The organism is Metabacillus sp. FJAT-52054 (genome assembly GCF_037201815.1).
GTDB classification, from domain to species: Bacteria; Bacillota; Bacilli; order Bacillales; family Bacillaceae; genus Metabacillus_B; species Metabacillus_B sediminis.
Genome location: NZ_CP147407.1, coordinates 2324260 through 2345851 on the forward strand (window position 1 = coordinate 2324260; position 21592 = coordinate 2345851).

24 protein-coding genes are annotated in these 21592 nt (G+C 42.6%); 4 read left to right on the forward strand and 20 right to left on the reverse strand.

All coding sequences use genetic code 11. The features are described from left to right. Positions 1-59 precede the first annotated feature (59 nt). From aroH to WCV65_RS12220, 12 genes are all read right to left on the reverse strand, one after another. The gene (gene aroH / locus WCV65_RS12165; protein WP_035408651.1) at positions 60-428 is read right to left on the reverse strand and encodes a chorismate mutase; all 369 of its coding nucleotides are present in this window, start codon (positions 426-428) and stop codon (positions 60-62) included. Then, positions 425-1516 (reverse strand): 3-dehydroquinate synthase, encoded by a 1092-nt coding sequence (gene aroB, locus WCV65_RS12170; RefSeq protein WP_035408648.1) that lies wholly within the window; start codon positions 1514-1516, stop codon positions 425-427. Before aroB ends, aroH begins: the two co-directional genes overlap by 4 nt. Continuing rightward, positions 1516-2688 (reverse strand): chorismate synthase, encoded by a 1173-nt coding sequence (aroC, locus tag WCV65_RS12175; protein WP_338776790.1) that lies wholly within the window; start codon positions 2686-2688, stop codon positions 1516-1518. The genes aroB and aroC overlap by 1 nt, the downstream gene beginning before the upstream one ends. Before the next feature lie 93 nt (positions 2689-2781). Beyond that, positions 2782-3549 (reverse strand): protein-glutamate O-methyltransferase CheR, encoded by a 768-nt coding sequence (locus tag WCV65_RS12180; protein WP_338776792.1) that lies wholly within the window; start codon positions 3547-3549, stop codon positions 2782-2784. Between the two features lie 120 nt (positions 3550-3669). Then, entirely contained in the window at positions 3670-4119 is a 450-nt protein-coding gene (gene ndk / locus WCV65_RS12185) for a nucleoside-diphosphate kinase (protein ID WP_197491558.1), read from the reverse strand. 94 nt (positions 4120-4213) lie between these two features. Further along, complete coding sequence (gene hepT, locus WCV65_RS12190) at positions 4214-5176, reverse strand: heptaprenyl diphosphate synthase component II (protein ID WP_035408637.1); 963 nt, start codon at positions 5174-5176, stop codon at positions 4214-4216. 24 nt (positions 5177-5200) lie between these two features. Then, positions 5201-5911, reverse strand: coding sequence for a demethylmenaquinone methyltransferase (locus tag WCV65_RS12195; RefSeq protein ID WP_338776795.1), 711 nt, complete (start codon positions 5909-5911; stop codon positions 5201-5203). Between the two features lie 2 nt (positions 5912-5913). After that, complete coding sequence (locus WCV65_RS12200) at positions 5914-6729, reverse strand: heptaprenyl diphosphate synthase component 1 (protein ID WP_051860708.1); 816 nt, start codon at positions 6727-6729, stop codon at positions 5914-5916. Between the two features lie 173 nt (positions 6730-6902). After that, on the reverse strand, positions 6903-7130 hold the full coding sequence (gene mtrB / locus WCV65_RS12205) for a trp RNA-binding attenuation protein MtrB (RefSeq protein ID WP_035408631.1): 228 nt from the start codon (positions 7128-7130) through the stop codon (positions 6903-6905). Positions 7131-7160: 30 nt separating this feature from the next. After that, the gene (gene folE / locus WCV65_RS12210) at positions 7161-7730 is read right to left on the reverse strand and encodes a GTP cyclohydrolase I FolE (RefSeq protein WP_035408628.1); all 570 of its coding nucleotides are present in this window, start codon (positions 7728-7730) and stop codon (positions 7161-7163) included. 260 nt (positions 7731-7990) lie between these two features. Then, positions 7991-8269 (reverse strand): non-specific DNA-binding protein Hbs, encoded by a 279-nt coding sequence (hbs, locus tag WCV65_RS12215; protein WP_035408626.1) that lies wholly within the window; start codon positions 8267-8269, stop codon positions 7991-7993. A 375-nt stretch (positions 8270-8644) separates the two neighbouring features. After that, a complete protein-coding gene (locus tag WCV65_RS12220) occupies positions 8645-9109 on the reverse strand; it encodes a hypothetical protein (protein WP_338776798.1) in 465 nt (154 codons plus the stop codon). 160 nt (positions 9110-9269) lie between these two features. Here WCV65_RS12220 and WCV65_RS12225 point away from each other — a divergent pair, with 160 nt between their 5' ends. The 3 genes from WCV65_RS12225 to WCV65_RS12235 all read left to right on the forward strand — a co-directional run bounded on the left by WCV65_RS12225 (position 9270) and on the right by WCV65_RS12235 (position 12192). Next, positions 9270-10373, forward strand: coding sequence for a CotH kinase family protein (locus tag WCV65_RS12225; RefSeq protein ID WP_338776800.1), 1104 nt, complete (start codon positions 9270-9272; stop codon positions 10371-10373). 124 nt (positions 10374-10497) lie between these two features. Beyond that, a complete protein-coding gene (locus WCV65_RS12230) occupies positions 10498-11499 on the forward strand; it encodes a DUF2642 domain-containing protein (RefSeq protein ID WP_338776802.1) in 1002 nt (333 codons plus the stop codon). A gap of 33 nt (positions 11500-11532) precedes the next feature. Beyond that, positions 11533-12192 (forward strand): hypothetical protein, encoded by a 660-nt coding sequence (locus WCV65_RS12235; protein WP_035408620.1) that lies wholly within the window; start codon positions 11533-11535, stop codon positions 12190-12192. Positions 12193-12225: 33 nt separating this feature from the next. On the opposite strand, the gene WCV65_RS12240 is transcribed toward WCV65_RS12235, so the two are convergent. The 7 genes from WCV65_RS12240 to WCV65_RS12270 form a co-directional block, all read right to left on the reverse strand. Further along, positions 12226-13575 carry an ArsB/NhaD family transporter gene (locus WCV65_RS12240; protein WP_338776805.1) on the reverse strand — a complete coding sequence of 450 codons (1350 nt, stop codon included), beginning with the start codon at positions 13573-13575 and terminating at the stop codon, positions 12226-12228. 282 nt (positions 13576-13857) lie between these two features. Further along, positions 13858-15336, reverse strand: coding sequence for a stage IV sporulation protein A (gene spoIVA / locus WCV65_RS12245; RefSeq protein WP_035408616.1), 1479 nt, complete (start codon positions 15334-15336; stop codon positions 13858-13860). Positions 15337-15518: 182 nt separating this feature from the next. Beyond that, positions 15519-16235: a hypothetical protein gene (locus WCV65_RS12250; RefSeq protein ID WP_051860706.1), complete on the reverse strand. Its 717-nt coding sequence runs from the start codon at positions 16233-16235 to the stop codon at positions 15519-15521. Positions 16236-16253: 18 nt separating this feature from the next. After that, the gene (locus WCV65_RS12255; RefSeq protein ID WP_338776808.1) at positions 16254-16457 is read right to left on the reverse strand and encodes a DUF2768 domain-containing protein; all 204 of its coding nucleotides are present in this window, start codon (positions 16455-16457) and stop codon (positions 16254-16256) included. A 309-nt stretch (positions 16458-16766) separates the two neighbouring features. Continuing rightward, positions 16767-17804 (reverse strand): NAD(P)H-dependent glycerol-3-phosphate dehydrogenase, encoded by a 1038-nt coding sequence (locus WCV65_RS12260; RefSeq protein WP_035408610.1) that lies wholly within the window; start codon positions 17802-17804, stop codon positions 16767-16769. 36 nt (positions 17805-17840) lie between these two features. Then, the gene (der, locus tag WCV65_RS12265; protein ID WP_035408800.1) at positions 17841-19151 is read right to left on the reverse strand and encodes a ribosome biogenesis GTPase Der; all 1311 of its coding nucleotides are present in this window, start codon (positions 19149-19151) and stop codon (positions 17841-17843) included. A gap of 354 nt (positions 19152-19505) precedes the next feature. After that, positions 19506-19952 carry a hypothetical protein gene (locus WCV65_RS12270; RefSeq protein ID WP_338776810.1) on the reverse strand — a complete coding sequence of 149 codons (447 nt, stop codon included), beginning with the start codon at positions 19950-19952 and terminating at the stop codon, positions 19506-19508. A 388-nt stretch (positions 19953-20340) separates the two neighbouring features. On the opposite strand from WCV65_RS12270, the gene WCV65_RS12275 reads away from it, so the two are divergent. After that, positions 20341-20469, forward strand: coding sequence for a YpzI family protein (locus WCV65_RS12275; RefSeq protein ID WP_066098912.1), 129 nt, complete (start codon positions 20341-20343; stop codon positions 20467-20469). 60 nt (positions 20470-20529) lie between these two features. On the opposite strand, the gene fni is transcribed toward WCV65_RS12275, so the two are convergent. Continuing rightward, entirely contained in the window at positions 20530-21582 is a 1053-nt protein-coding gene (fni, locus tag WCV65_RS12280; RefSeq protein WP_338776813.1) for a type 2 isopentenyl-diphosphate Delta-isomerase, read from the reverse strand. Between the last annotated feature and the right edge of the window lie 10 nt (positions 21583-21592).

Here is a 21592-nt window from a genome sequence, read left to right on the forward strand (position 1 = left end):
TCTCTTGAACTTATTGAATATTCTAGTACGTTTGCGATGCTATGTCAACGCTGAAGAGTTTACTGCGATGGAAGCAAATCCGGTCTTAACACCACAGCTCCTTCTAAATAAACATGCTGTACCTGATCCTGCTTCAGTTCTGTATCTGCGTTTATCATAACGCGGATGCATTTTTCCAAGGCTCCAGGGACGGCGATTTCTGCCATGCACATAACCGGTACATGCTTCCACCCATCTAATTCCCTTAGTGCCTTTGCAGGAAACGCAGCATCAAGATCCTTCGTTGCCGTAATAATGACACTTGATACGTTTTCAGGAACGATATGATTATCTGCGGCTATTTTCCTGAAAAGCTGTTCAGATACGGCCCAAATCGATTCCTTTGTATTGTCAGGAGATGTCGTAGCGCCTCTAATCCCTCTAATCAAACAATCTCCTCCTTTCGGAATTCTTCCAGCAAGTCTTGAAGTCTCTCAGGAAGATACGAATGGATTACAGGTGTTCCGATTTCCTTCAGGAGCACCATATTTACTTTGCCGGATGCCGTCTTTTTGTCACTGAGCATAAAATTCATCAGTTCTTCAGAAGAAAGCTCTTCCGGTACAGCAACTGGAAATCCAATCTCTTTGAACCAATCCTTTAGCTCACCAGCAGACAGGTCGGCATTAAGCTCTTTTTCACTTAGCCAGCTGGCGAAAAGCATTCCTGCAGCTACGGCATCTCCATGCGTTATTCTGCCATAGCCAAGCGCTGCCTCAATAGCATGGCCAAGCGTATGACCAAAGTTCAAATAAGCCCTGACACCCGTCTCCTTTTCATCCTGAGAAACAATTCCCGCTTTTATTTTTATTCCTTCTTTGATCATCGTGGCAAGCTGGTCTGCATTTGGATTCACTACAGCTGAAAGATCTTTTTGCAGCCATGAAAGAAAGGAAGCATCAGCAATCATGGCATGCTTGATTACTTCAGCCATCCCAGACCGCATTTCCTCAGCAGGGAGACTTTCTAAAAACTGAGGGTCAAAAAAAACGGCCTTTGGCTGGTAAAATGCACCGATCATATTTTTGCCTTTTGGATGATTAATAGCCGTTTTGCCTCCAACAGCGCTGTCATGGGCAAGTAGGGTGGTGGGAATTTGTATAAAAGGAATTCCTCTCATAAAGGTAGCGGCAGCAAAACCCGCAAGGTCCCCTACAACCCCTCCTCCGAGTGCTGCAATCATACTTTTCCTGTCCAAGCCTTTTTCCAGTGCATATGTAAGGATCGCGTAATACTGTTCAAAAGATTTTGCTTCTTCACCGCTCTGGACAGCAAACATTGCAACAGGAGAAATTTTTTCAAGCCTTTCTTTAACCTGTTTACCGTAAAGTCTGTGTACCGTATCATCTGTAATCAGAAGAATTTTTTCAGGAACTGTTCCCCCGTCAGCCAGCACCTTATCCAACAGCTCAAGGGCTTGATTCCCAATCAGTACTGGATAAGACAATTCACCAGCTGCTACCATAACGGATTCCATTAAAATTCCCTCGCACGCTGCCGCATTTTCTCAGCATTTTCCCTGATCAAATCCATACGGTCCTGACCAAATTGCTCTGTTATTGCCGCTGCAAGCTCCCAGGCAACGACAGCCTCAGCTACAACACTTGCTGCTGGAACAGCACAGCTGTCAGATCGTTCTATACTCGCAGAAAAAGGCTCTTTTGTTTCAATATCGACGCTTTGCAGCGGTTTGTACAACGTCGGAATCGGCTTCATAACACCTCTGGCGATAATCGGCATACCAGTCGTCATGCCGCCTTCAAGACCCCCAAGACGATTCGTCTTCCTGTAGTAGCCACGGCTCTCATCCCAGGCAATTTCATCATGAACCTGGCTTCCAAACAGCCTTCCCGCCTCAAAGCCAATGCCGATTTCAGCACCTTTGAAAGCATTTATGCTCATAATAGCCGCAGCAATTTTCGCATCTAATTTTCTGTCGTAATGGACATAGCTTCCTACACCGGGAGGCATGCCCTCTGCGACTACTTCTACTATTCCTCCAATGGAATCTCCATTTTCTTTAGCCAGATCGATGGCTTCCATCATTTTAACTGCTGCCTTTTCATCCGCACAGCGGACAGGAGAATCTTCTGTTTTAGCAATTAATTCGTCTACGCTGGAAAACGGTGCATGTTCAGAGCGTATTCCGCCGATTTCAAGGACATGCCCGGCAATTTTAATCCCGCAGTCCTCCAGAATTCTCTTTGCCACCGCTCCAGCAGCTACCCTGACCGTTGTTTCTCTCGCAGAAGAACGTTCCAGCACGTTTCTCATGTCACGGTGCCCGTATTTAATGGCTCCGTTTAAATCTGCATGCCCGGGTCTCGGACGGCTGATCTGCCGCTTGACTTCAGCTTCTTCATTTTCTTCAATTGGCTCAGCACCCATAATTTTTGTCCAATGCTTCCAGTCTTTATTTTCAACGATCAAAGCAATAGGAGAACCAAGCGTTTTCCCGTGCCTCACGCCGCCGGCAATAAACACCTGGTCCTTTTCAATTTGCATTCTCCGGCCTCTGCCGTGCCCTTTTTGCCTTCGGGCCAAATCATGATTGATGTCTTCCGCAGTCAGGTGCAGACCTGCCGGAATTCCTTCAAGAATTGCTGTCAGCTGCGGTCCATGTGACTCACCTGATGTTAAATATCTCATCGACGGACTCTCCCTTCAACGCGTTAACGCTTTTATGTATAAATTTATTATAAGACACTATACCATAGATTTTTTATAAAAAGTAGCATCTTCCTATTTTTTGCGGTAGAAAAACGGCTCTGTTGACTCAAAGCCATATTTATCTGGATGAAAGATTTGTTCCGTGCTCCCTACAAATAAATATCCGCCTCTTTTTAAAGATTGGCTAAATTTACTGTATACGATTTCTTTTGCCTCTTCAGTAAAGTAGATCAGCACATTACGGCATACAATCAGATCGAGCTGGCTCTCATAGGAATCTGAAAGAAGATTATGCTTTTTAAACTGTACCATTTTTTTAATATCTTCCTTCACTTCAAATGAATCCTCCAGTGAATGAAAGTATTTCCTTTTTATCAGCTCCGGAACCTCTTTAATCGCCCTGTCTGCATATAACCCAAGCTTTGCTCTCGCAAGAACGTTATCATCGAGGTCCGTTGCAAGGATCCAAGGTTCCTTTATCCCATTATTCTTGGCGATCATCGCAATAGTATATGGTTCCTCACCTGTTGAGCAGGCAGCACTCCAAATTTTAAGCTTGGTTCTATCCGTTGAAAGCTCTGGAAGAACCTTTTTCTCAAGCACTTCCCAGCGCTTGCTGTTGCGGAAAAATTCGGATACATTAATCGTCATCCGATCCAGAAATTCAAGCAGAAGCGCGTCACTTTTTTTCAGTTCCTGAAAATAAACGGTAAAGGAGGCATACCCTTTCTTTTCATATAAAGAGGTTAACCGTCTTTTCATTTGTGCCTCTTTGTATAAACTAAGATCAATCCTTGTAAGCTGATAAATATTCTTTGCAAAAAGCTGGTATTCATCCATATATTCTATTCTCCTGTATTTAATTCTCTGTAAATTCTTTAAAATGAGTATAGCGTAAAATGAGTTCAAAATGGGAGGAGTAAACAAAAAAAGGCCAGCCTGGCAGGCTGACCGCAAAAATTAATAAATGCAGCTATTCATTAGTTTTTCGTATCCAACAAGCTCCTCCTGCTTAAAGAAAAGACCAATCTCTCTTTCAGCAGCTTCAGGCGAGTCAGATCCATGAATAATGTTCTTCCCGACAATCACACCATAATCCCCTCTGATGGTGCCTGGAAGTGCTTCCTTCGGATTTGTTTTGCCCATCATCTGGCGGGACGTTTCGATGACATTCTCCCCTTGCCATACCATTGCAAAAACCGGACCGGAAGTAATAAATTCTACCAGCTCATTATAAAAACTTTTCCCCTTATGTTCCCCGTAGTGTTCTTCAGCAAGCTCCTGAGAAATTTGCATTAATTTAGCTCCGGCTAATTGAAAGCCCTTTCTTTCAAACCTTTGCAAAATTTCCCCGATTAGTTGTCTTTGAACACCATCAGGTTTGACCATCAAAAAAGTATTTTCCACAATTCTCCACCCCGTCAAATTATGTATGGGTTTTCATTTACCCTTTAGAATCGTACCATTTTTAATGGTAATTTACAATCAGGAGTGGAGAAATGGGTTAAATTTTTCTTTTCCCAATATATTTCGCAATCGAGTGCATTGTACTTCTCGCCTTATTGGAGGGCATTTCATTAAGCAATGCGAAAGCTTTGTTAAGATACCGATTGCTTACATCATATGATTTTTCAATCGCACCTGATTTTTTTATGGCGTCAATAATCGGTTTGATTTCATCAGGCTTTGTGTCAGAGCTTATTTTCATAATTTCATTTTTTAAATTCCGGTCCTCCATCGCGATCAGCACAGGGAGTGTAATATTCCCTTGCAAAAGGTCGCTTCCTACCGGCTTTCCGAGCTGCTTTTCAGAGGAAGTAAAATCAAGAATGTCATCAATGATCTGAAAAGACATTCCTACATTATAGCCGAACCAATACAATTTTTTATGAAGCTGTGGATCTGTTCCGGCAGATATAGCCCCAAGCTGACAGCTTGTTGCAATCAATATGGCGGTTTTCCTTTTTATTCGCTTCAAATAATCCTTCATTGTCTGTTCGTATCGGTATTTATCTTTAAGCTGCTCGATTTCTCCGATGACAACGTCGACAATTGTCTTAGAGAGAATCTTATGTGCGAGCGGATCTTCGAGTGCCGTCATTTGTTCAAGTGATTTTGCAAGCAAATAATCCCCGGTATACATGGCAATTCGATTGTCCCACCTTGCTTTGACTGTGGGTCTTCCCCTTCTGAGTTCAGCATCATCAATAACGTCGTCATGAACGAGTGTAGCCATATGAATGATTTCAAGTGCCACAGCAACGTGCTTGATTTTGTCGATATGATAGTCACCGAACATTCCCGAAAGGAGAACAAAAACCGGACGTATCCGTTTTCCGCCTGCCTGGAGCATATCAAGTCCTGCTTCGCTAAGCATCGGATAACTGGATTGAACCACATCTTCAAGCTCCTGCTCAATCACATCCAAATCTTTGTTTAAAAAGGTATATAAATTTTTAAATTTCATTCAATCCACCAACAATCAAGTGTGTTATTTAACAGGTTTGGAGCCCATATGCATCGCAGCTACTCCACCGGTATAAGGCTTAACTTCTACCTTTTCCAGTCCTGCTGATCTGAACATGTCAGCAAGCTCGTTCATTCCAGGAAAGTCTCTAGCTGATTCCTGAAGCCAGGAATATTCTTTGAAGCTCTTTGCAAACACCTTTCCAAACATTGGCATTACGTATCGGAAATAAGTGTAATAAAGCTGTTTAAATCCAGGCATTTCAGGCTGTGAGGTTTCCAGACAAACCACTTTTCCGCCGGGCTTTACCACCCTCTGCATTTCTTTAAGGACGGTCATGTAATCAGGAACATTGCGCAATCCAAATCCAATGGTTACATAATCGAATGTTGAGTCCTGAAACGGAAGCTTCATCGCATTGCCATGAAGGAGAGAGACTTGCTGCATTCCGGATTTCTTTACTTTTTCATGACCGACTGAAAGCATATTCTGGCTGAAATCAAGCCCGACTGCTTCCCCTTCAGGACCAACCGCTTCACCAAGAGCAAGAGTCCAGTCTGCTGTACCGCAGCAAACATCCAACGCCTTTTCCCCGGACTGTACGTTCATGCGTTTCATGGTTTCCTTCCGCCAGGCAACATGGCGCTGAAAGCTGATTACTGAATTCATTTTATCGTAATGCGGGGAAATTTTCTCAAATACCCCATGTACCCGTTCTTCTTTTGACTGCTGCATTATTAAAACCCTTCTTCCGCAAGCTTAGTGGATAAGGTATCCTCATGAAATCTCATATTTTCAAGCCTGCCAAGCAAAGCCTGCTTCATGGTATGTGAGCTTTCAAGGCTTCTCTCAACAAGTGAAACCGCCTCATCAAAATAAAAATTGCAACGTTTTATTAAGTCCGTCCGAATTGTTTCTACATCCTGAAAGGGTCCTTTTTCTGATGAATATTTCTTCATCATCAATGAACTGCCGGATACCATTTTCATTTTCTCAGCGGAAAGGCGTTTATATGAAAGGAATTTTCTGGAGACCGCTTTCCATAGGTCAATACCAAAATGGTCTGAAAGGTGCTGGCAAAGTGCTGTTTCAATTACAATCATACTTTTTACCGCTTCTTCAATATCCATGTTTGATGCCTCATATAGCCTTATTTTATGTTCATTGATTTCTTTTATCGCCGTTGCTAACGTTCGAACCATCCTGACATCATTCATTTCTGCCAGAAGAGCATAATAAAGGCCGCTGTAATAGTCCCCGGCCAGGACAGTAAGCTGCCGTTTAAAAAACTGCCCTTTCTCTACATGAACAGAAGTCGATACTTTATCATGGGTATCAAGGGCAATCTGGACCAGCATAGCTGTGACCGTATAATTTTTCTTTTCCTCTTCTGTTACAGGAGCTTCATCTAAAATTGCATAGAATAGAAGCAATTTATCTTCATCCACTACAGGTGAAGATAAAAAGCGCGCCAAATACGGATGGCTCAATTTCAAATCCAGCCGCTCTTTTAATTCCGCCAAAGTTTCATAGATGTTCTGCAAAGAAATCACCCTTGTCCCCTAATCATTTAATCGTCCATTCGACATGCTAGCAAAGACGTAAAAGTCAAGACCGGCACATTTAATTATAGCATATTGTGCCCTAACCATCCCTAAATAAGTATTCGTCCATTGAAGCGCTTAGAGAAGCACGCCTTGAAGCCTGCTCTCTGTTTAAGCGCCGCCTATTTTCTGGGATCACTTTCCATTTCTCCGTGGCTGGTCAGAATCTTTGCATTTCCGCGTACTTTTATTGCAGATGTATGCTCTGTAAATTGGGCAATCATTACCTCGCCTTTGTCCAATTTCTCTGAATGGTGAAAGCGTGTATCGGAACCTCGTGTCAGTCCGATAACGTGGACACCGTCTTCGATCGCTTTAATGACCACAAAATCATTTGCCGGATTTTTCATTCTGCTTTACCGCCCATCTATTAAAAATTATTAAGAGCTGCGTATGAGGGAAAGTACCTCTGCTCTTGCTGCCTGATCGTTTTGAAATACCCCTCGGACTGCAGAAGTAATCGTTTTTGAACCTGGCTTTTTGACACCCCGCATCGTCATACACATATGCTCAGCTTCTACTACAACCATAACCCCATGCGGATCAAGCGTATCTAAAATGCTGTCTGCTACAGTCGACGTAATTCTCTCTTGCAGCTGAGGGCGCTTTGCAACTGCTTCAACAGCCCTGGCCATTTTGCTCAGTCCGGTTACTTTGCCGCCTTTTGGAATATAGGCAACATGGGCATGACCGTAAAAAGGGACAAGGTGATGTTCGCACATTGAGTAAAATGGGATGTCTTTTATAAGGACGAGTTCTTCATGGTCTTCCCCGAAGATCGTTTTGAAGTGTTCAGAAGGGTCTTCATTCAAGCCTGAAAAAATTTCCGCATACATGCGGGCTACCCTTTTAGGGGTATCCATCAGCCCTTCGCGGTTTGGATCTTCTCCAATCGCTTCCAGGATTAGTTTTACAGCTTCTTCAATTTTCCCGTGGTTAATCTCGTTCATTTAGCTGCCTCCTGCTTACATGTCAAAAGTTTTTTTCGTTCGTTTTATTCAGATTTTAGCACATCAAAGAGTTTAAAAGCAAAAGCTAGACCCTTCCTGGATGCTCTGCAGCATATGAATAGTTATGTATTGCTGGTCTTGGGATTACGATACCCATCAACTTTGCAGAAAACAAATGAAAAGCCCCTTAAAAAGGGGCCATCTGTGAAGAAACGTGTATGTATTTGCTCATGCCATACACAAATAAAAGAATGTGCTAATTATTTGCCAGCAACAGCATCTTTAAGAGCTTTACCTGGTTTGAAAGCAGGCACTTTGCTTGCCGGGATTTCAATCTCTTCACCTGTTTGCGGGTTGCGACCTTTACGGGCTGCACGCTCGCGAACTTCGAAGTTACCAAAACCGATAAGTTGTACTTTATCGCCGTCTTTCAACGCGTCAAGAATCGTATCGAAAACGGATTCAACTGCTTTAGTCGCGTCCTTTTTGGATAGTTCGCTAGCCTCAGCTACTGCATTGATTAGTTCTGTTTTGTTCATGCCTTTCACCTCCTCCCAAGAATGGGTAGAATAACAGTTAAGCTGTTATTACATTTCTTCACAGAAATCGCCTGAAATATACGTTAAATCAAGCTTTTACTGTTAACACGCTTATCTTAACGGATACCAAAAGAGAATTCAATGATTTTCCGCTTAAATAGCGCATATTTTAGGCAAATCTGACCATTAGAGAGAAATTATTCTCTAAATGCTGTTAGTAGATTATCATAATTAATTTGCCTTAGCAAGAAATAACGATGAAATTCGTTGATATTAAAGGGATTATGAGCATTATAAGGCATTTCCCAGCCTGTTTTCCATATTATGTAAATAACAAAGAAAGGCTGTTATACCAGCCTTTCTCAAAACCTAATGTTAGTTTCCGCTTCTGCGAATAGAACGGCAAACCCATGGATTTCTGTTTCTTGAACCTCTGCCGGAACGGCGGGCTGTACCTCTGCGCGAACCTCTGCCAGAGCAGCGGCTGCCTCTGCGTGATCCTCTGCCGGAACGGCGGCTGCCTCTGCGTGATCCTCTGCCGGAACGGCGGCTGCCTCTGCGCGAACCTCTGCCGGAACGGCGGCTGCCTCTGCGCGAACCTCTGCCTGAGCGGCGGCTGCCTCTGCGTGAACCTCTGCCTGAGCGGCGGCTGCCTCTGCGTGAACCTCTGCCTGAGCGGCGGCTGCCTCTGCGTGATCCTCTGCCGGAACGGCGGCTTCTTCCCGGAGGCATCATTAACATCTCTTCTACCTCTGCTTCAGAGGGATCTTGAAACAAAAATCCTTCAAGACCATTTTCTAAAGCAAGCTGATGAGCATCAAAAATATCATGTTGTGTCATATATTTTCTAACCCCCTTTATTCTTTATGCTCTAGAATACGCTTCAGCGTCTGCGATTGCTTGGTTTGTTGTCCCACACTTTGAAAATATACTCGTGCCCTTTAACAAAGATTAGTTGTCTTTGCATAAGATGGCATACCATCAAAAAGGTGTGATGAATATGAACTCTGCCGAAGCATCCATCAAAAAGCTGAATTGTTCCATCACTCCCCGTCATTTGACTGAACTTAGACGAGATTTGTGGAACGATGAACCTCTCCCTGCTACACTTGTCTTTCAGGATCAAATAAAGGTTCATGCCGAAATAGCATACAGGGGAGCACATACAAGGAAAGCGAAGAAAAAATCATATTTTATTAATCATGCAGGAAGGAAAAAGGTGAAGGGAGAAAGTGAATTCCATTTAAATGCTGAATATTACGATCCTTCTTTTATGAGAAATGCATTGTCATTTAAGTTCCTGGATTTAATCGGACTGATTGTCCCTCACTGGGAATATGTAAAATTTTATATAAATGGAAAATACGAAGGAATTTATTTGAAACTTGAGTCTGTAAATGAAGATTTCGCAGAAAAACACAGGCTTAATCCGTGCTCCATCATCTATGCAATTGATGGAGACGCTAACTTTTCTCTTCACAGTGACCTTGATAAGTCGCTGAAAAAAAACTTGCTTCAGGGATATGAACTTAAATCAGGCAATAAATCAGCGCTAATGAGGCTAACTGAATTTATTGTATTTGTAAATACGGCCACACATCAGGAATTTGAAAAAAGAATTACTGAATATATAAATGTCCGTCAGTACTTGTCTTGGCTGGCAGGTGTCGTTTGCCTGCAAAACTTTGACGGTTTTGTCCACAATTACGCACTATTGCTGGATGAACAGACCAATCAATTTATTATTATCCCCTGGGATTATGATGCAACCTTTGGAAGAGACGTGAATGGGACCGATATGGGAGCTGAATACGTCAGAATTGAGGGATACAATACACTGTCTGCAAGACTCCTGGCCATCGAATCTTTTAAAAATATTTATGCAGGGCTTATGAACAGTTTATTGGATCAAACATTTACTACCAAAACAATTACTCCAATGATTGATGATCTGTTTGCCCAATTGGAACCAGAAGTTCAAGGAGATCCTTATGTCGGGAAATATGTACAGGAATTTAGACAGGAGCCACGCTTTATTAAAGATTTTATTCAGGCTAGAAACGATTTTTTATCCAGGGAATTGTCCAACAGAGGATGGAAGTAGGCAACAGAACCAATTGCTGCTGTTTTGCTAAATTTGGGTTCTAATCTTGGTTCAACTTATGCCATGGGTGAGTATAAATGCATTATAAATAACTACTATGGACATTTTCCGAGGAGGAAGAATGATGAAACAAAAGCAAAACTCAAGATACTGGAAATCCTATGTGGGCGAAACAGTGAAAATTAACCGCGGCGGCCCTGAAGCCAAAAAAGGGACGCTCCTTGATTTAGGTACAGATTTCCTCGTTTTAGCCGTAGAAAAACCTGGTCCTAAAAGTCCGGTTGTTTACTACCAGCTTCACCACGTTAAAAGCGTGACCGCAGAATCCAATTCAGAACAAGAAGCGGATGAAAGAGCAGTTGCAGCTGAAGAAGCAGAAAGAGAATTAGCAGCCGAAGAGGCGGAAAGAAGATTAGCTGCTGCTGAAGCTGAAGCAAGATTGGAAGAAGCAGAAGCACAGAAAGAAGACGTGAAAGCACAGGAAATTCCTGATTATTACTATTCTCGCAATTTCCGCAGCCTGCTTCGCATGCATGAAGGCGAAGAAGTTCAAATCAATCAGGGCGGACCAGATTCTGTAAAAGGGACAATTTTGGACGTAAAAAGTGACTTTGTCATTGTAAAATCCAAAAAAGATGTTCTTTATATCAGCATGTATCATATTAAAAGCCTTGCAGGCATTATCAGCAAAGAACAAGAAAACGAGCAGGAAAATGAAGGAAAAGAGGATTGCGGCTGTGAGGATGAATACTTTCTTGCACATAGCTACGACAGATTGTTTCAAGCACTCAGAGGATCTGAAATAGCCATTCATAGCGGCGGTCCTGAAAAAGCAGAAGGAACCTTGTATGAGCAGGGCCGCGGCAGATATGTCTTGGAAGGAAAAAAAGAATCCATCGTTATTGAACCAGGACACGTTCGCAGCATTAAAGCCAAAATGTCCAATGAAGAAGAAAGCAATGCAGAAGAAAATCAAAATGGGAACGAAGAAAATGAAAACAAATCCCAGGACTCAAATAAAAACAACCAGGAAGCGAACGAGAAAAGTGAACCGGTCCGCGAACGCAGCTACGACAGAGTGTATACTCAAGTAACGAAAACAGTGGATTTCCATTGGAAAAGATAAGCAGCACTCAATAACTGCAAGGAGGAGCGACCGTTGACTTACACACAGCTGATCGGAAAACCGGTTGAAGCAGAAATTACCGGCAAAGTGAAATTTTTAGGACACTTAGTAGACGCAGGACTGGATATCATCGTTTTATTCAACGGCACTCAGCACCTTTATATCCCCCTTCTGCACGTTCACAGCATCCAGCAGACATCTGAAATGGAGAGTTTTGAAGGTGAAATTCCAGAAAAACCGGTAAAGTCTGATGAACAGATTTCTTACCGCAAAACGCTGAATCAGGCGAAGGGAATATTTGCAGAAATTTACGTGACCGGCAATAAATCTCTGCATGGATATATTACGAATGTGTTGAATGACTATCTGGTTTTTTATTCACCTGTCTTCAAAAATGTACTGATTTCCCTTCATCATTTGAAGTGGCTGATTCCATATCCCGCTAATACTACTCCCTATACATTAAACAGCCAGGAGCTGCCTGTTACGATTGCAGGATTAAGTGTAAATCGGAATTTAGAAGAGCAGCTAAAGAAATATACCGGCCAGATGCTCGTTTTTGATTTAGCAGAAAATCCTGAAAAAATAGGACTTCTCAAAAACATCGAACAAAACATGATGGAACTGATAAAAGCAGACGGACAGCCCATTTATCTGAAAATCAGCCACGTTAAGGCAGCTCATTTGCCATAAAAAACACAAACCAATGAGAAAATCTCATTGGTTTTACATATTTATGTTGAGATATATCCAGCCAAGCAGGAAGAAAACGGTTACCACTACAGTTAATGGAATAGCAAGCAGTGTTACTTTCATATAGCTCTTCCACTTAATTTTGATCCCGTTTTCTTTTAAAATATACAGCCAAAGCAATGTGGCAAGCGTTCCGATCGGCGTTACGAGAGAACCAATGTCACTGCCGATAATAATCGCCATATACGAAGCTTTAAGAATTATTGGATTGAGATGCAGGTCTGATAGCGCCATCATCATTAGCATCAATGCCGGATGATTGTTTATCAGGTTTGACAGAGCTGCTGTAACAAGTGCAATTGTCATTGAAGATTCGGCAAGAGGCATACTTTTAATCATATCGGCCATATACTTTGTCAATTCAGCTGTTATTCCCACATTGTTTAAACCATAAATCAGAATATACATAGCAAACGCAAATAGAAACACGTGCCATGGAGCCTTCGTTAGCGTTCGTCTCATCGATATCTGATACGTTTTTCGAGTGAACAGATATAGAAGCAGCACTCCTGCAATGGAAAGAAAGGATAAAGATAAACCGAGCATAGAGCTGCTTATTAAAATAATTCTCATCCCAAGAATAAAGGAGCAGATCATCAGAACGTGCTTAGGATTGATTTTTGCTGAATTAAGGGGTTTGAGGGGATGATGAAATCGGTTTGAATCCGGAGAGAATGGTTTTGAGACAAATGTTTTGGGAATACTCTTTCGCAGCAATCCGTACAAAAGAAAAGTTAAAAATACAACCCCAAGCGTAGCAGGCAGGAACATCATCCATACGTGTTCATGCAGGGACATGCCGATAATTTTGAGTGCCACTAAGTTTACGATATTACTGACTCCTATTGGTGCACTGGAAGCAGTAGCTACAAGGGCACTTGTTAAGAGAATCGGAAATTTTTCATGCTTCTTAAAAGAGGTGGCATTAAGCAATTTAATAAGCAGCGGGGTTAGAATTAAGATGCATCCATCATTATTAAAGAGCAGTGTCATTAAATAGCTAAGTCCAGCTGTCAGCCAGAAAAGTCTTGGTCCTGAATTCCTGGATAATCGAATCAGATACTCTGCCACAAGCTGGAAAAATCCAATTCTATCAAGAATCAGAGCGAGAATGAAATTAGAAATAATGGTAATCGAGGCATCTTCAATTTTAAAGTATATTTCCGCTATATCTGCCAAGGATACAATCCCTAAAAGCATAACGGTTATTGCTCCTGCACATGCATAAACAGCTTCATTCAATTTCATCGGCCTTGTTATAACGAGTATCATGGTAAAAAAGAAAACAATGGTTGCAGCGGCAAAGCCGGGTGTAACGATCATTATTTTCCTCCTCTCTCTATTTATTAAACGCTTGTCTTTTCCCATCATCCGTACTCTATTTATATGAGGCCACTTTCTTTTTGTCTGATATGAATACCTAACGCAGCAGAAATCCGCTTGAACCCGCGTGAGGCAGCTGGCCCGACTTGGCAATTGCCTGCAAAGTCCCCCTCCTATTCGGATAGATCTCCTTAAATCAAGGCTTTTTATTTACTGGCTAAGTGTCTTATATGTAAATAAACACAAAAAAACCCGTCTCCTAATTGGACGGGTCAGGTGCTTTTATAGAATGATCGCGATCAGTCCGCCTGATCCCTCGTTAATAATTCTCTCCAGCGTTTCCTTCAGCTTGTATCTTGCATTCTCCGGCATTAGAGAAAGCTTCGCCTGTATTCCTTCTCGAACGATGGAACTGAGTGATCGTCCAAAAATATCTGAATTCCAAATGGAAAGCGGATCATCTTCAAAGTCCTGCATTAAGTATCGGACCAGCTCTTCACTTTGCTTCTCTGTTCCGATAATCGGTGAGAATTCTGATTCAACATCCACTTTAATCATGTGAATAGATGGAGCGACCGCTTTCAGCCTCACCCCAAACCTCGAACCCTGGCGGATTATCTCCGGTTCATCAAGACTCATATCTGACAATGCAGGAGCAGCTACACCATATCCGGTTTGCTTCACCATACGCAGCGCATCTGAAACCTGGTCGTACTCTGCCTTTGCGTAAGCGAAATCCTGCATAAGCTGGAGAAGATGATCCTTCCCTCTGATCTCCACTCCCACAACTTCACGAAGGATATCATCGTAAAGATAATCCGGTGCATATAAATCGATTTCCGCAATCCCCTGCCCCATTTCAATTCCGGCAAGACTTGCCCGTTCAATAAATTCATATTCACTGAAGAAACTCACGACTCTGTCTACATCTCTTAATCGCTTAATATCCTTTACTGTGTCCTTAACCGCTTCCTGGTAGCTTTCGCGGAGCCAGTGGTTTTCCCTAAGCACCATGACCCAGCTCGGAAGATTGACGTTTACTTCAAGCACAGGAAACTCATAAAGGGCCTCTCGCAGGACATTCATGACATCGCTGTCTCTCATGCTTTCTACACTCATCGCAAGCACAGGGATATCATACTTTTCATTAAGCTGCGCCTTTAGTCTCTCTGTTTCAGGATGGTAAGGCTGAACTGTATTGATAACCATAATGAACGGTTTACCCACTTCTTTCAGCTCATCAATGACGCGTTCTTCTGCTTCGATATAATCCGTTCTTGGAATTTCTCCAATTGATCCGTCCGTTGTCACGACCACACCGATCGTTGAATGTTCCTGAATCACTTTGCGTGTCCCGATTTCAGCAGCTTCGTGGAAAGGAATAGGCTCTTCATACCAAGGAGTCGTAATCATCCTTGGTCCGTTTTCATCTTCATACCCTTTTGCACCGGGGACTGTGTACCCGACACAGTCTACAAGCCTGATGTTCACTTCCAGGCCATCCTCCACATGGACGCTGACAGCCTGATTCGGTACAAATTTTGGTTCTGTCGTCATAATGGTTCTTCCGGCTGCACTTTGAGGCAATTCATCCTGGGCACGCGCTTTGTCCGCCTCGCTGCCGATGTTTGGAAGCACCACTAATTCCATAAACTTTTTAATAAATGTAGATTTTCCTGTTCTAACTGCTCCGACAACGCCAAGATAAATATCACCGCCGGTGCGTTCAGCAATATCTTTAAAAATATCTACCTTTTCCAAGCGATCCCCTCCCGGTTTAGCTATATTGGGATACCCCGATTTTTTTCACATTGTTAAGGACACTTTATATTTATGATGTTGTCCTAATTGTTTATGCCTGATTGAGAAAAATTTTCTATCCTGTTCCTCAAAATAAAAAACCCTTCTATCGGAGTCTATGGGTCTCCAGAAGGGTTCATTCCTTAATTCTTCATAAAAACAGGTTCATTTTTTTCATTTACCGTGTAAGGTTTTGAAAACGCAGGTACAAACACCGAATCCTGGACTAGGAGCCCTCTTATGTCCTCATCAGGTTTAGGGTGATTCCCGGTTTCTTTCAATTTTTTCTGCAGGTCAATCCGATAGTCCACAAAAATTTCTCCATCGCTTCCTATCAGAAGAGGCAGCTGATTTCCTGTAAATGGACTCGTAACTGCCGGGGCAGTTTTAAGTCCAAGCTTTGTGTAGTCAAGGGTGAACACGCCGGACTCAAGGACTTCCTTGTAAGGAGGGTACTGCTTGGACTGGGTATAGGCACTCAGCCTGATGCGCAGATCTCTAATCTCTTCGGCCATCCGAAGATCGATGAGCTTAACAGTAGGGGTTTTTTCCGCATCTATAAGTACGTATTGATAGATCCCCCCATTTTCATAGGATGTTCCAGGAGGCTCCGGCAAAAAACTTGGTACCAATTTTGAAAAATCAACTGGATATTTTTCATAGATTGGCGTTTTCATATCCTTGTTTTTAATGGGCAATAGCCCCCCTGTGTCGTCCCTGTAATCCTTGACGGCTTTTTGGACGCTTTCCAGCTGATCTTCATATGGAATTTGATTTTGTGTAAGCTCTGCCTGAGGGTACAAACATCCGCTAAGAAGCACCAGCATGCCAATCCATCCGAGTGCTGCCCATTTCTTCATTTCCTTCACCTCACAGTCCTATTTAGATACTGGACCGCTGAATACGACAAAAATCATAAGCAGACCGGCCGCAATCATAAAAAAGTAAGCAGCTGCTGAAATTAGTATCTTCACTATTCCACTCTTTATCTTGTATCTGCTTATGTAGATAGAGAAAACAGCAACAAACATAAAAGCGATTGATGATAAAGCAATCCACATTTTTAAAAGACCAGGCGTCATTCTTTTCCCTCCCAGCAGCGTTGTGAGCGGTTACAATTACACTTGTCCAAATTATCAAAAAATAGAAACTGAAGTAAAGAGGGGGCTTCCTTACTTCAGCTTAGGGGAAACAGACTAATGAACCCAGTCAAGAGAAACAACTCTTCAAATGCTTCGATTTATGATATGCGATTCAATGATTGTCTGCATCCTCAAATGCCCATATTTATGAGTTATTCATGCGAGGGTGATCGGGCTTATCTGAGAGGAATAGGTTGAGCCTTGAATCTCCAGATATAATATGCAGGTCCCCCGCAATAAGTAGCATGGCTATTGCAAACGATTTTCCATAATGTTAACAAGGTCTTCCATTTCGTGTGTTCTTCCTCTGCCCATTAATGAATCCACGGCTTCTTTTGGTGAATGCCCATTAAATAGAACATTGTAAAGCGCTTCAGCAATTGGCATGTTAACCTGGTACTTTTCAGCAAGCTGATGGGCAGCTTTTGTTGTACGGACACCTTCGACCACCATTCCCATGCTGTTCAGAACCTCGTTGAGATCATGGCCTTTACCGAGCATATTGCCCGCTCTCCAATTACGCGAGTGGACACTGGTACAAGTAACTATTAGATCCCCGATTCCCGTTAATCCGGAAAAGGTCAGCGGGTTTCCTCCCATGACACTGCCAAGCCTGGCAATTTCAGCAAGCCCTCTTGTAATTAAAGCGGCTTTCGCGTTATCTCCATAGCCCAGGCCATCCGTAATGCCTGCTGCGAGCGCAATTACATTTTTTAACGCACCGCCTATTTCCACACCAATCATGTCCGGATTCGTATAGACTCTGAAATGCTGATTCATGAACAGCTCCTGAACGCGTTCAGCAGCCTGGACATTATTAGAGGAAGAGGTCACTGTTGTAGGGTGTCTTAAGCTAACCTCTTCTGCATGACTCGGTCCTGATAATACAACAAGATCCTTTAATATTTCAGCCGGCATTTCCTCTGAAATAATCTCTGATACCCGCTTAAGCGAATCCGGCTCTATACCTTTGCATACATGGACCATTGTGACCGGCTGTTTCATTAGCTCCCTTACATTCGCAAGAACTTCCCGGATGGCTTTTGAAGGAACGGCAACCACGATCGTCCGTGCATCAACCAATGCACTTTGAAGATTGTGGTATGCAGTAATTCCTTCCGGAAGTATGATATCAGGCAAATATTTGCTATTTTGCTTCTGCGTATTGATTTCATTTGCAAGCTCCTGCCTATGGCTCCATAGCCTCACATCATGTCCATTATCAGCAAGAACTAAAGCAAGAGCCGTTCCCCAGCTTCCTGCACCAAGTACTGCAATCTTTTCCATCTTACATACCCCCCCTGCCCTTTATATGCCGATCAATTATTTACGTGCCCTGGAGAAGATCTTAATCGGCGTTCCTTCAAATCCGAAGGCCTCACGGATCCGATTTTCTAAAAATCTCTCATAGGAGAAATGCATTAATTCAGGTTCATTAACAAAAACAGCAAAAGCAGGCGGTTTGACTGCAACTTGAGTAGCATAATAAATTTTCAGCCTTTTACCTTTATCAGAAGGAGTTGGATTCATTGCGACAGCATCCATGACAACTTCATTCAAAATATTTGTCTGAACCCTTTGAGAGTGGTTTTCACTTACTTTTACAATTTCGGGAACTAACGTATGAATCCGCTGTTTCGTTTTAGCCGATAGAAAAATAATAGGGGCATAGCTTAAGAAAAGGAAATGCTCTCTAATATTTGTCTCGAACGTTTTCATTGTTTTGTCATCTTTCTCAACAGCATCCCATTTATTCACAACAATGATGATGCCTTTTCCCGCTTCATGGGCATATCCGGCAATTTTCTTATCCTGCTCAATGATTCCTTCTTCCCCATTGATGACTACAAGAACCACATCAGAGCGGTCAATTGCTTTCAGTGCTCTCAGGACGCTGTATTTCTCTGTGGATTCATAGACTTTTCCTTTTTTTCTCATTCCAGCCGTATCGATAATTACGTATTCCTGGCCGTTATGCTTGAATGTTGTATCCACTGCGTCTCTAGTCGTGCCGGCAATATCACTGACGATTACACGCTCTTCGCCGAGCATAGCATTAACAAGCGATGATTTTCCGACATTCGGTCTGCCAATCAAGCTGAACTTAATAATTTCCTCATCATAATCCGACTGGCTGATTCCGGCAAAATGCTTAATGACATCATCCAGCATATCTCCAAGGCCAATCCCATGAGATCCTGAAATTGGGAACGGATCGCCAAAGCCGAGTGCATAGAAATCATACATTGCTTCACGCATATCCGGATTATCGATTTTATTTACAGCCAGTACGACAGGCTTTTTCGTTCGATAGAGGATTTTAGCAACTTCTTCATCAGCTGCCGTAACCCCTTCTCTGCCGTTTGTCATGAAGATGATGACATCTGCTTCATCAATCGCAATTTCTGCCTGGTGCCTGATTTGGGCTAAAAACGGTTCATCGCCAATATCGATTCCGCCTGTATCAATGATGTTAAATTCGTAATTAAGCCATTCTCCTTTATTGTATATCCGATCCCGTGTAACTCCTGGACGGTCTTCTACAATGGAAACCCGCTCTCCGACAATTCTATTAAAAATAGTTGATTTACCGACGTTTGGTCTCCCTACTATTGCAACTACTGGTTTTGGCATATCTTTTACATCCTTTCCAACACGATCCTGCATGACAGCCTGCTCAAAGGCATGCTTATTCTGCTTGTATTAAACATTTAATTTATTATTAATACGATCATATCATTTCAATTTTCATTAAGGTGATGTCCGCGTTTAATTATGGTCACACATAGGTTGTACCTTGTTTATGCGGGTCCGGGCTTTATAGGGCAGCCGCTTTATTTTGTTTCCTGTAAGCCCGAAAAACGTGATGAAATAAACCCTTCCATCAAATTCCGAAGAAGGGCGTCCAAACCTATCATATCAGCTTTTCTCGTATTTAACAATTTAAGTTCGTACATCCTGTAAAGTTCTTTTTTCCCGTCTGCTTTTTCAGACGTTCCGGCTTTGCTTATTCTTACTTGGCTTTCCGTAGGCGTTACCGAAGTTTACATAACGTTCCATCAGACCCCAAATACGAAAGCCGCCCATTCCAAGTAATGAAAAATCCAGAAACGTATCCTGGCCTATGCTTACTGCTCCGGAAACGGGAAGGATGATTAATTCATAAAGTAATTCTCCGTTGCAAATTCCAATTAAAAACAAACACATTTTACCTGAAAAGGATGTACCCAGTAATCCCACGGCTATAAAAATGATCAGAAATAACAATAAGAACGGACTGATTGTAAACCACACCGGATCAAAAAGCTGCATAAGCTTTAACCCGGCATATCCAGATGCAATTCCAAGTGCCCCAATCATAAACCGCAAAGATCGATGCAATCGATATTTAGCTGCCAATCCGCATGCGCCGATGTAAAGAAGTAAAAAAGCCACTCCCATTTCACCATCTGGCAAAGATATCTGAAATCCCGCGGAAATAATAAGCAGGAGAAGGTAAAAAGAAAAAAAAGTTCTGAGATTCGATTTATTCATTAAAAACGATGACGCAATCCATAAAGCCCAAGAAATCCAGTAAAATAATATCCCCTGCATAAAAAATCCTCTCCCATCTCTATCATTATGGAAAAGATCAGCCGGTTTTAATCAAATTTAATGACTGAAAGATGAAGTTTGAAGCAAACTATTTAAAAATAGGCTTGTTAAACCTGTCTGTAGATTTTCTCTTGAGGACTCAGCACTTTTTGCTAAGAGGATCATGAGCAACAAGGGAACCAGAGTCATCAGTCAGTCTTAACAAAGTCTGCAGTCAGGGGGTGTATGTATGGGAAAAGACCGTCAAGAGAAGAAATTGAAGGAAAGCAGAAGAGTTGAATCCGACCGTGATCAAAAATTGGAAAACAAGGGCGCTACAAGCCTTGAAAGTACTGAACAATCAAGAGAAAGAAATTAAAACAAAAGCCCTTTGCCAGCATGCTTCTCATTGAGAGAGCATGTCTGGCGAGGGCTTTTTTTATCGGCGGCTGTATGAGGAGGTTTCAAATCCCCTCTCAGAGAGCCAATGATGGGAGGCACCGGAAATGACTAATGGAGCGTTTTGCAGCTCTTTTATCGTCTTCGTTCCCAGCGCACACATGATCCATTTGAACTCTTCGTGCAGCAGCCTGAGTTCTTCATGAAGACCTTCTTCTCCATGCTCAGTAAAAACGGAGAGAAGGATTCCTGCCATCCCTGCTGCGGAAGCACCTAAAGCAATGGCCTTCGCCGCATCAAGAGAATCCTGAATCCCCCCGGATCCGAGGATACACACCTCGCCCCTTGCTGCATTTGATCCTTCGGCTATAGAAATCGCAGACGATATACCCCAGCCATTGAATGCGTGCAATGCTCTGTTCCGTCTGGCATTCTCAATTTTTGAAAAATTCGTTCCGCCGTATCCGCCAATATCAATGGCTGATACGCCTGCGTTTTTCAATTGAAGGACCGTATCCCAATCCATTCCAAAACCAGTTTCTTTGACAATAACCGGTACACCGGCATGACGGACAATTTCTTCAATCCTAGTCAATGCACCTTTGAAGTCCCGATCACCCTCAGGCATAACCAGCTCCTGTATGACATTCAAATGAATCTGGATGGCGTCTGCTTCAATCATATCAATCGCACGCTTTGCCTGATCTGCATTAGCTTCACTTCCAAGGTTCGCAAAAATGACTCCCTTCGGATTCACCTTTCTCACCACTTCGTAGGAAGGCTGCTCTGATTTGTCGCGGATTGCCGCCATTTGTGAGCCAACTGCAATTGCCATGCCAAATGCAGCGGCTGCAGTTGATAGGGCCTCATTAATTTGTTCGGTTTTTTCCCCGCCTCCGCCGGTCATCGCGTTGATAAAAATAGGCGAACTTGTAGAAAGTTCGCCTATCCTTGCCGACATATCAATGTCTTCAACGGATGTGTCCGGCAGGCTTTTATGAACAAACGTTATATCATCAAACCCATTTTGCCTGCTTTGTCCGGTAGTCAAAGCATGATTTATATGATCTAGTTTGCGTTTAGCTCTGCTCAAGAATCATCAC

Bases quoted from the DNA above. Each gene is read 5' to 3' on its own strand.
- der (WP_035408800.1), bottom strand. From the start codon at position 19,151: ATGCCAAAACCAGTAGTTGCAATAGTAGGGAGACCAAACGTCGGTAAA.
- WCV65_RS12195 (WP_338776795.1), bottom strand. From the start codon at position 5,911: ATGCAGCAGTCAAAAGAAGAACGGGTACATGGGGTATTTGAGAAAATT.
- WCV65_RS12275 (WP_066098912.1), top strand. From the start codon at position 20,341: ATGGGAAAAGACCGTCAAGAGAAGAAATTGAAGGAAAGCAGAAGAGTT.
- WCV65_RS12230 (WP_338776802.1), top strand. From the start codon at position 10,498: ATGAAACAAAAGCAAAACTCAAGATACTGGAAATCCTATGTGGGCGAA.
- WCV65_RS12220 (WP_338776798.1), bottom strand. From the start codon at position 9,109: ATGACACAACATGATATTTTTGATGCTCATCAGCTTGCTTTAGAAAAT.
- aroC (WP_338776790.1), bottom strand. From the start codon at position 2,688: ATGAGATATTTAACATCAGGTGAGTCACATGGACCGCAGCTGACAGCA.
- hbs (WP_035408626.1), bottom strand. From the start codon at position 8,269: ATGAACAAAACAGAACTAATCAATGCAGTAGCTGAGGCTAGCGAACTA.
- mtrB (WP_035408631.1), bottom strand. From the start codon at position 7,130: ATGAAAAATCCGGCAAATGATTTTGTGGTCATTAAAGCGATCGAAGAC.
- aroB (WP_035408648.1), bottom strand. From the start codon at position 1,516: ATGGAATCCGTTATGGTAGCAGCTGGTGAATTGTCTTATCCAGTACTG.
- WCV65_RS12250 (WP_051860706.1), bottom strand. From the start codon at position 16,235: ATGAAGAAATGGGCAGCACTCGGATGGATTGGCATGCTGGTGCTTCTT.
- WCV65_RS12225 (WP_338776800.1), top strand. From the start codon at position 9,270: ATGAACTCTGCCGAAGCATCCATCAAAAAGCTGAATTGTTCCATCACT.
- WCV65_RS12240 (WP_338776805.1), bottom strand. From the start codon at position 13,575: ATGATCGTTACACCCGGCTTTGCCGCTGCAACCATTGTTTTCTTTTTT.
- folE (WP_035408628.1), bottom strand. From the start codon at position 7,730: ATGAACGAGATTAACCACGGGAAAATTGAAGAAGCTGTAAAACTAATC.
- WCV65_RS12260 (WP_035408610.1), bottom strand. From the start codon at position 17,804: ATGGAAAAGATTGCAGTACTTGGTGCAGGAAGCTGGGGAACGGCTCTT.
- WCV65_RS12180 (WP_338776792.1), bottom strand. From the start codon at position 3,549: ATGGATGAATACCAGCTTTTTGCAAAGAATATTTATCAGCTTACAAGG.
- hepT (WP_035408637.1), bottom strand. From the start codon at position 5,176: ATGAAATTTAAAAATTTATATACCTTTTTAAACAAAGATTTGGATGTG.
- WCV65_RS12255 (WP_338776808.1), bottom strand. From the start codon at position 16,457: ATGACGCCTGGTCTTTTAAAAATGTGGATTGCTTTATCATCAATCGCT.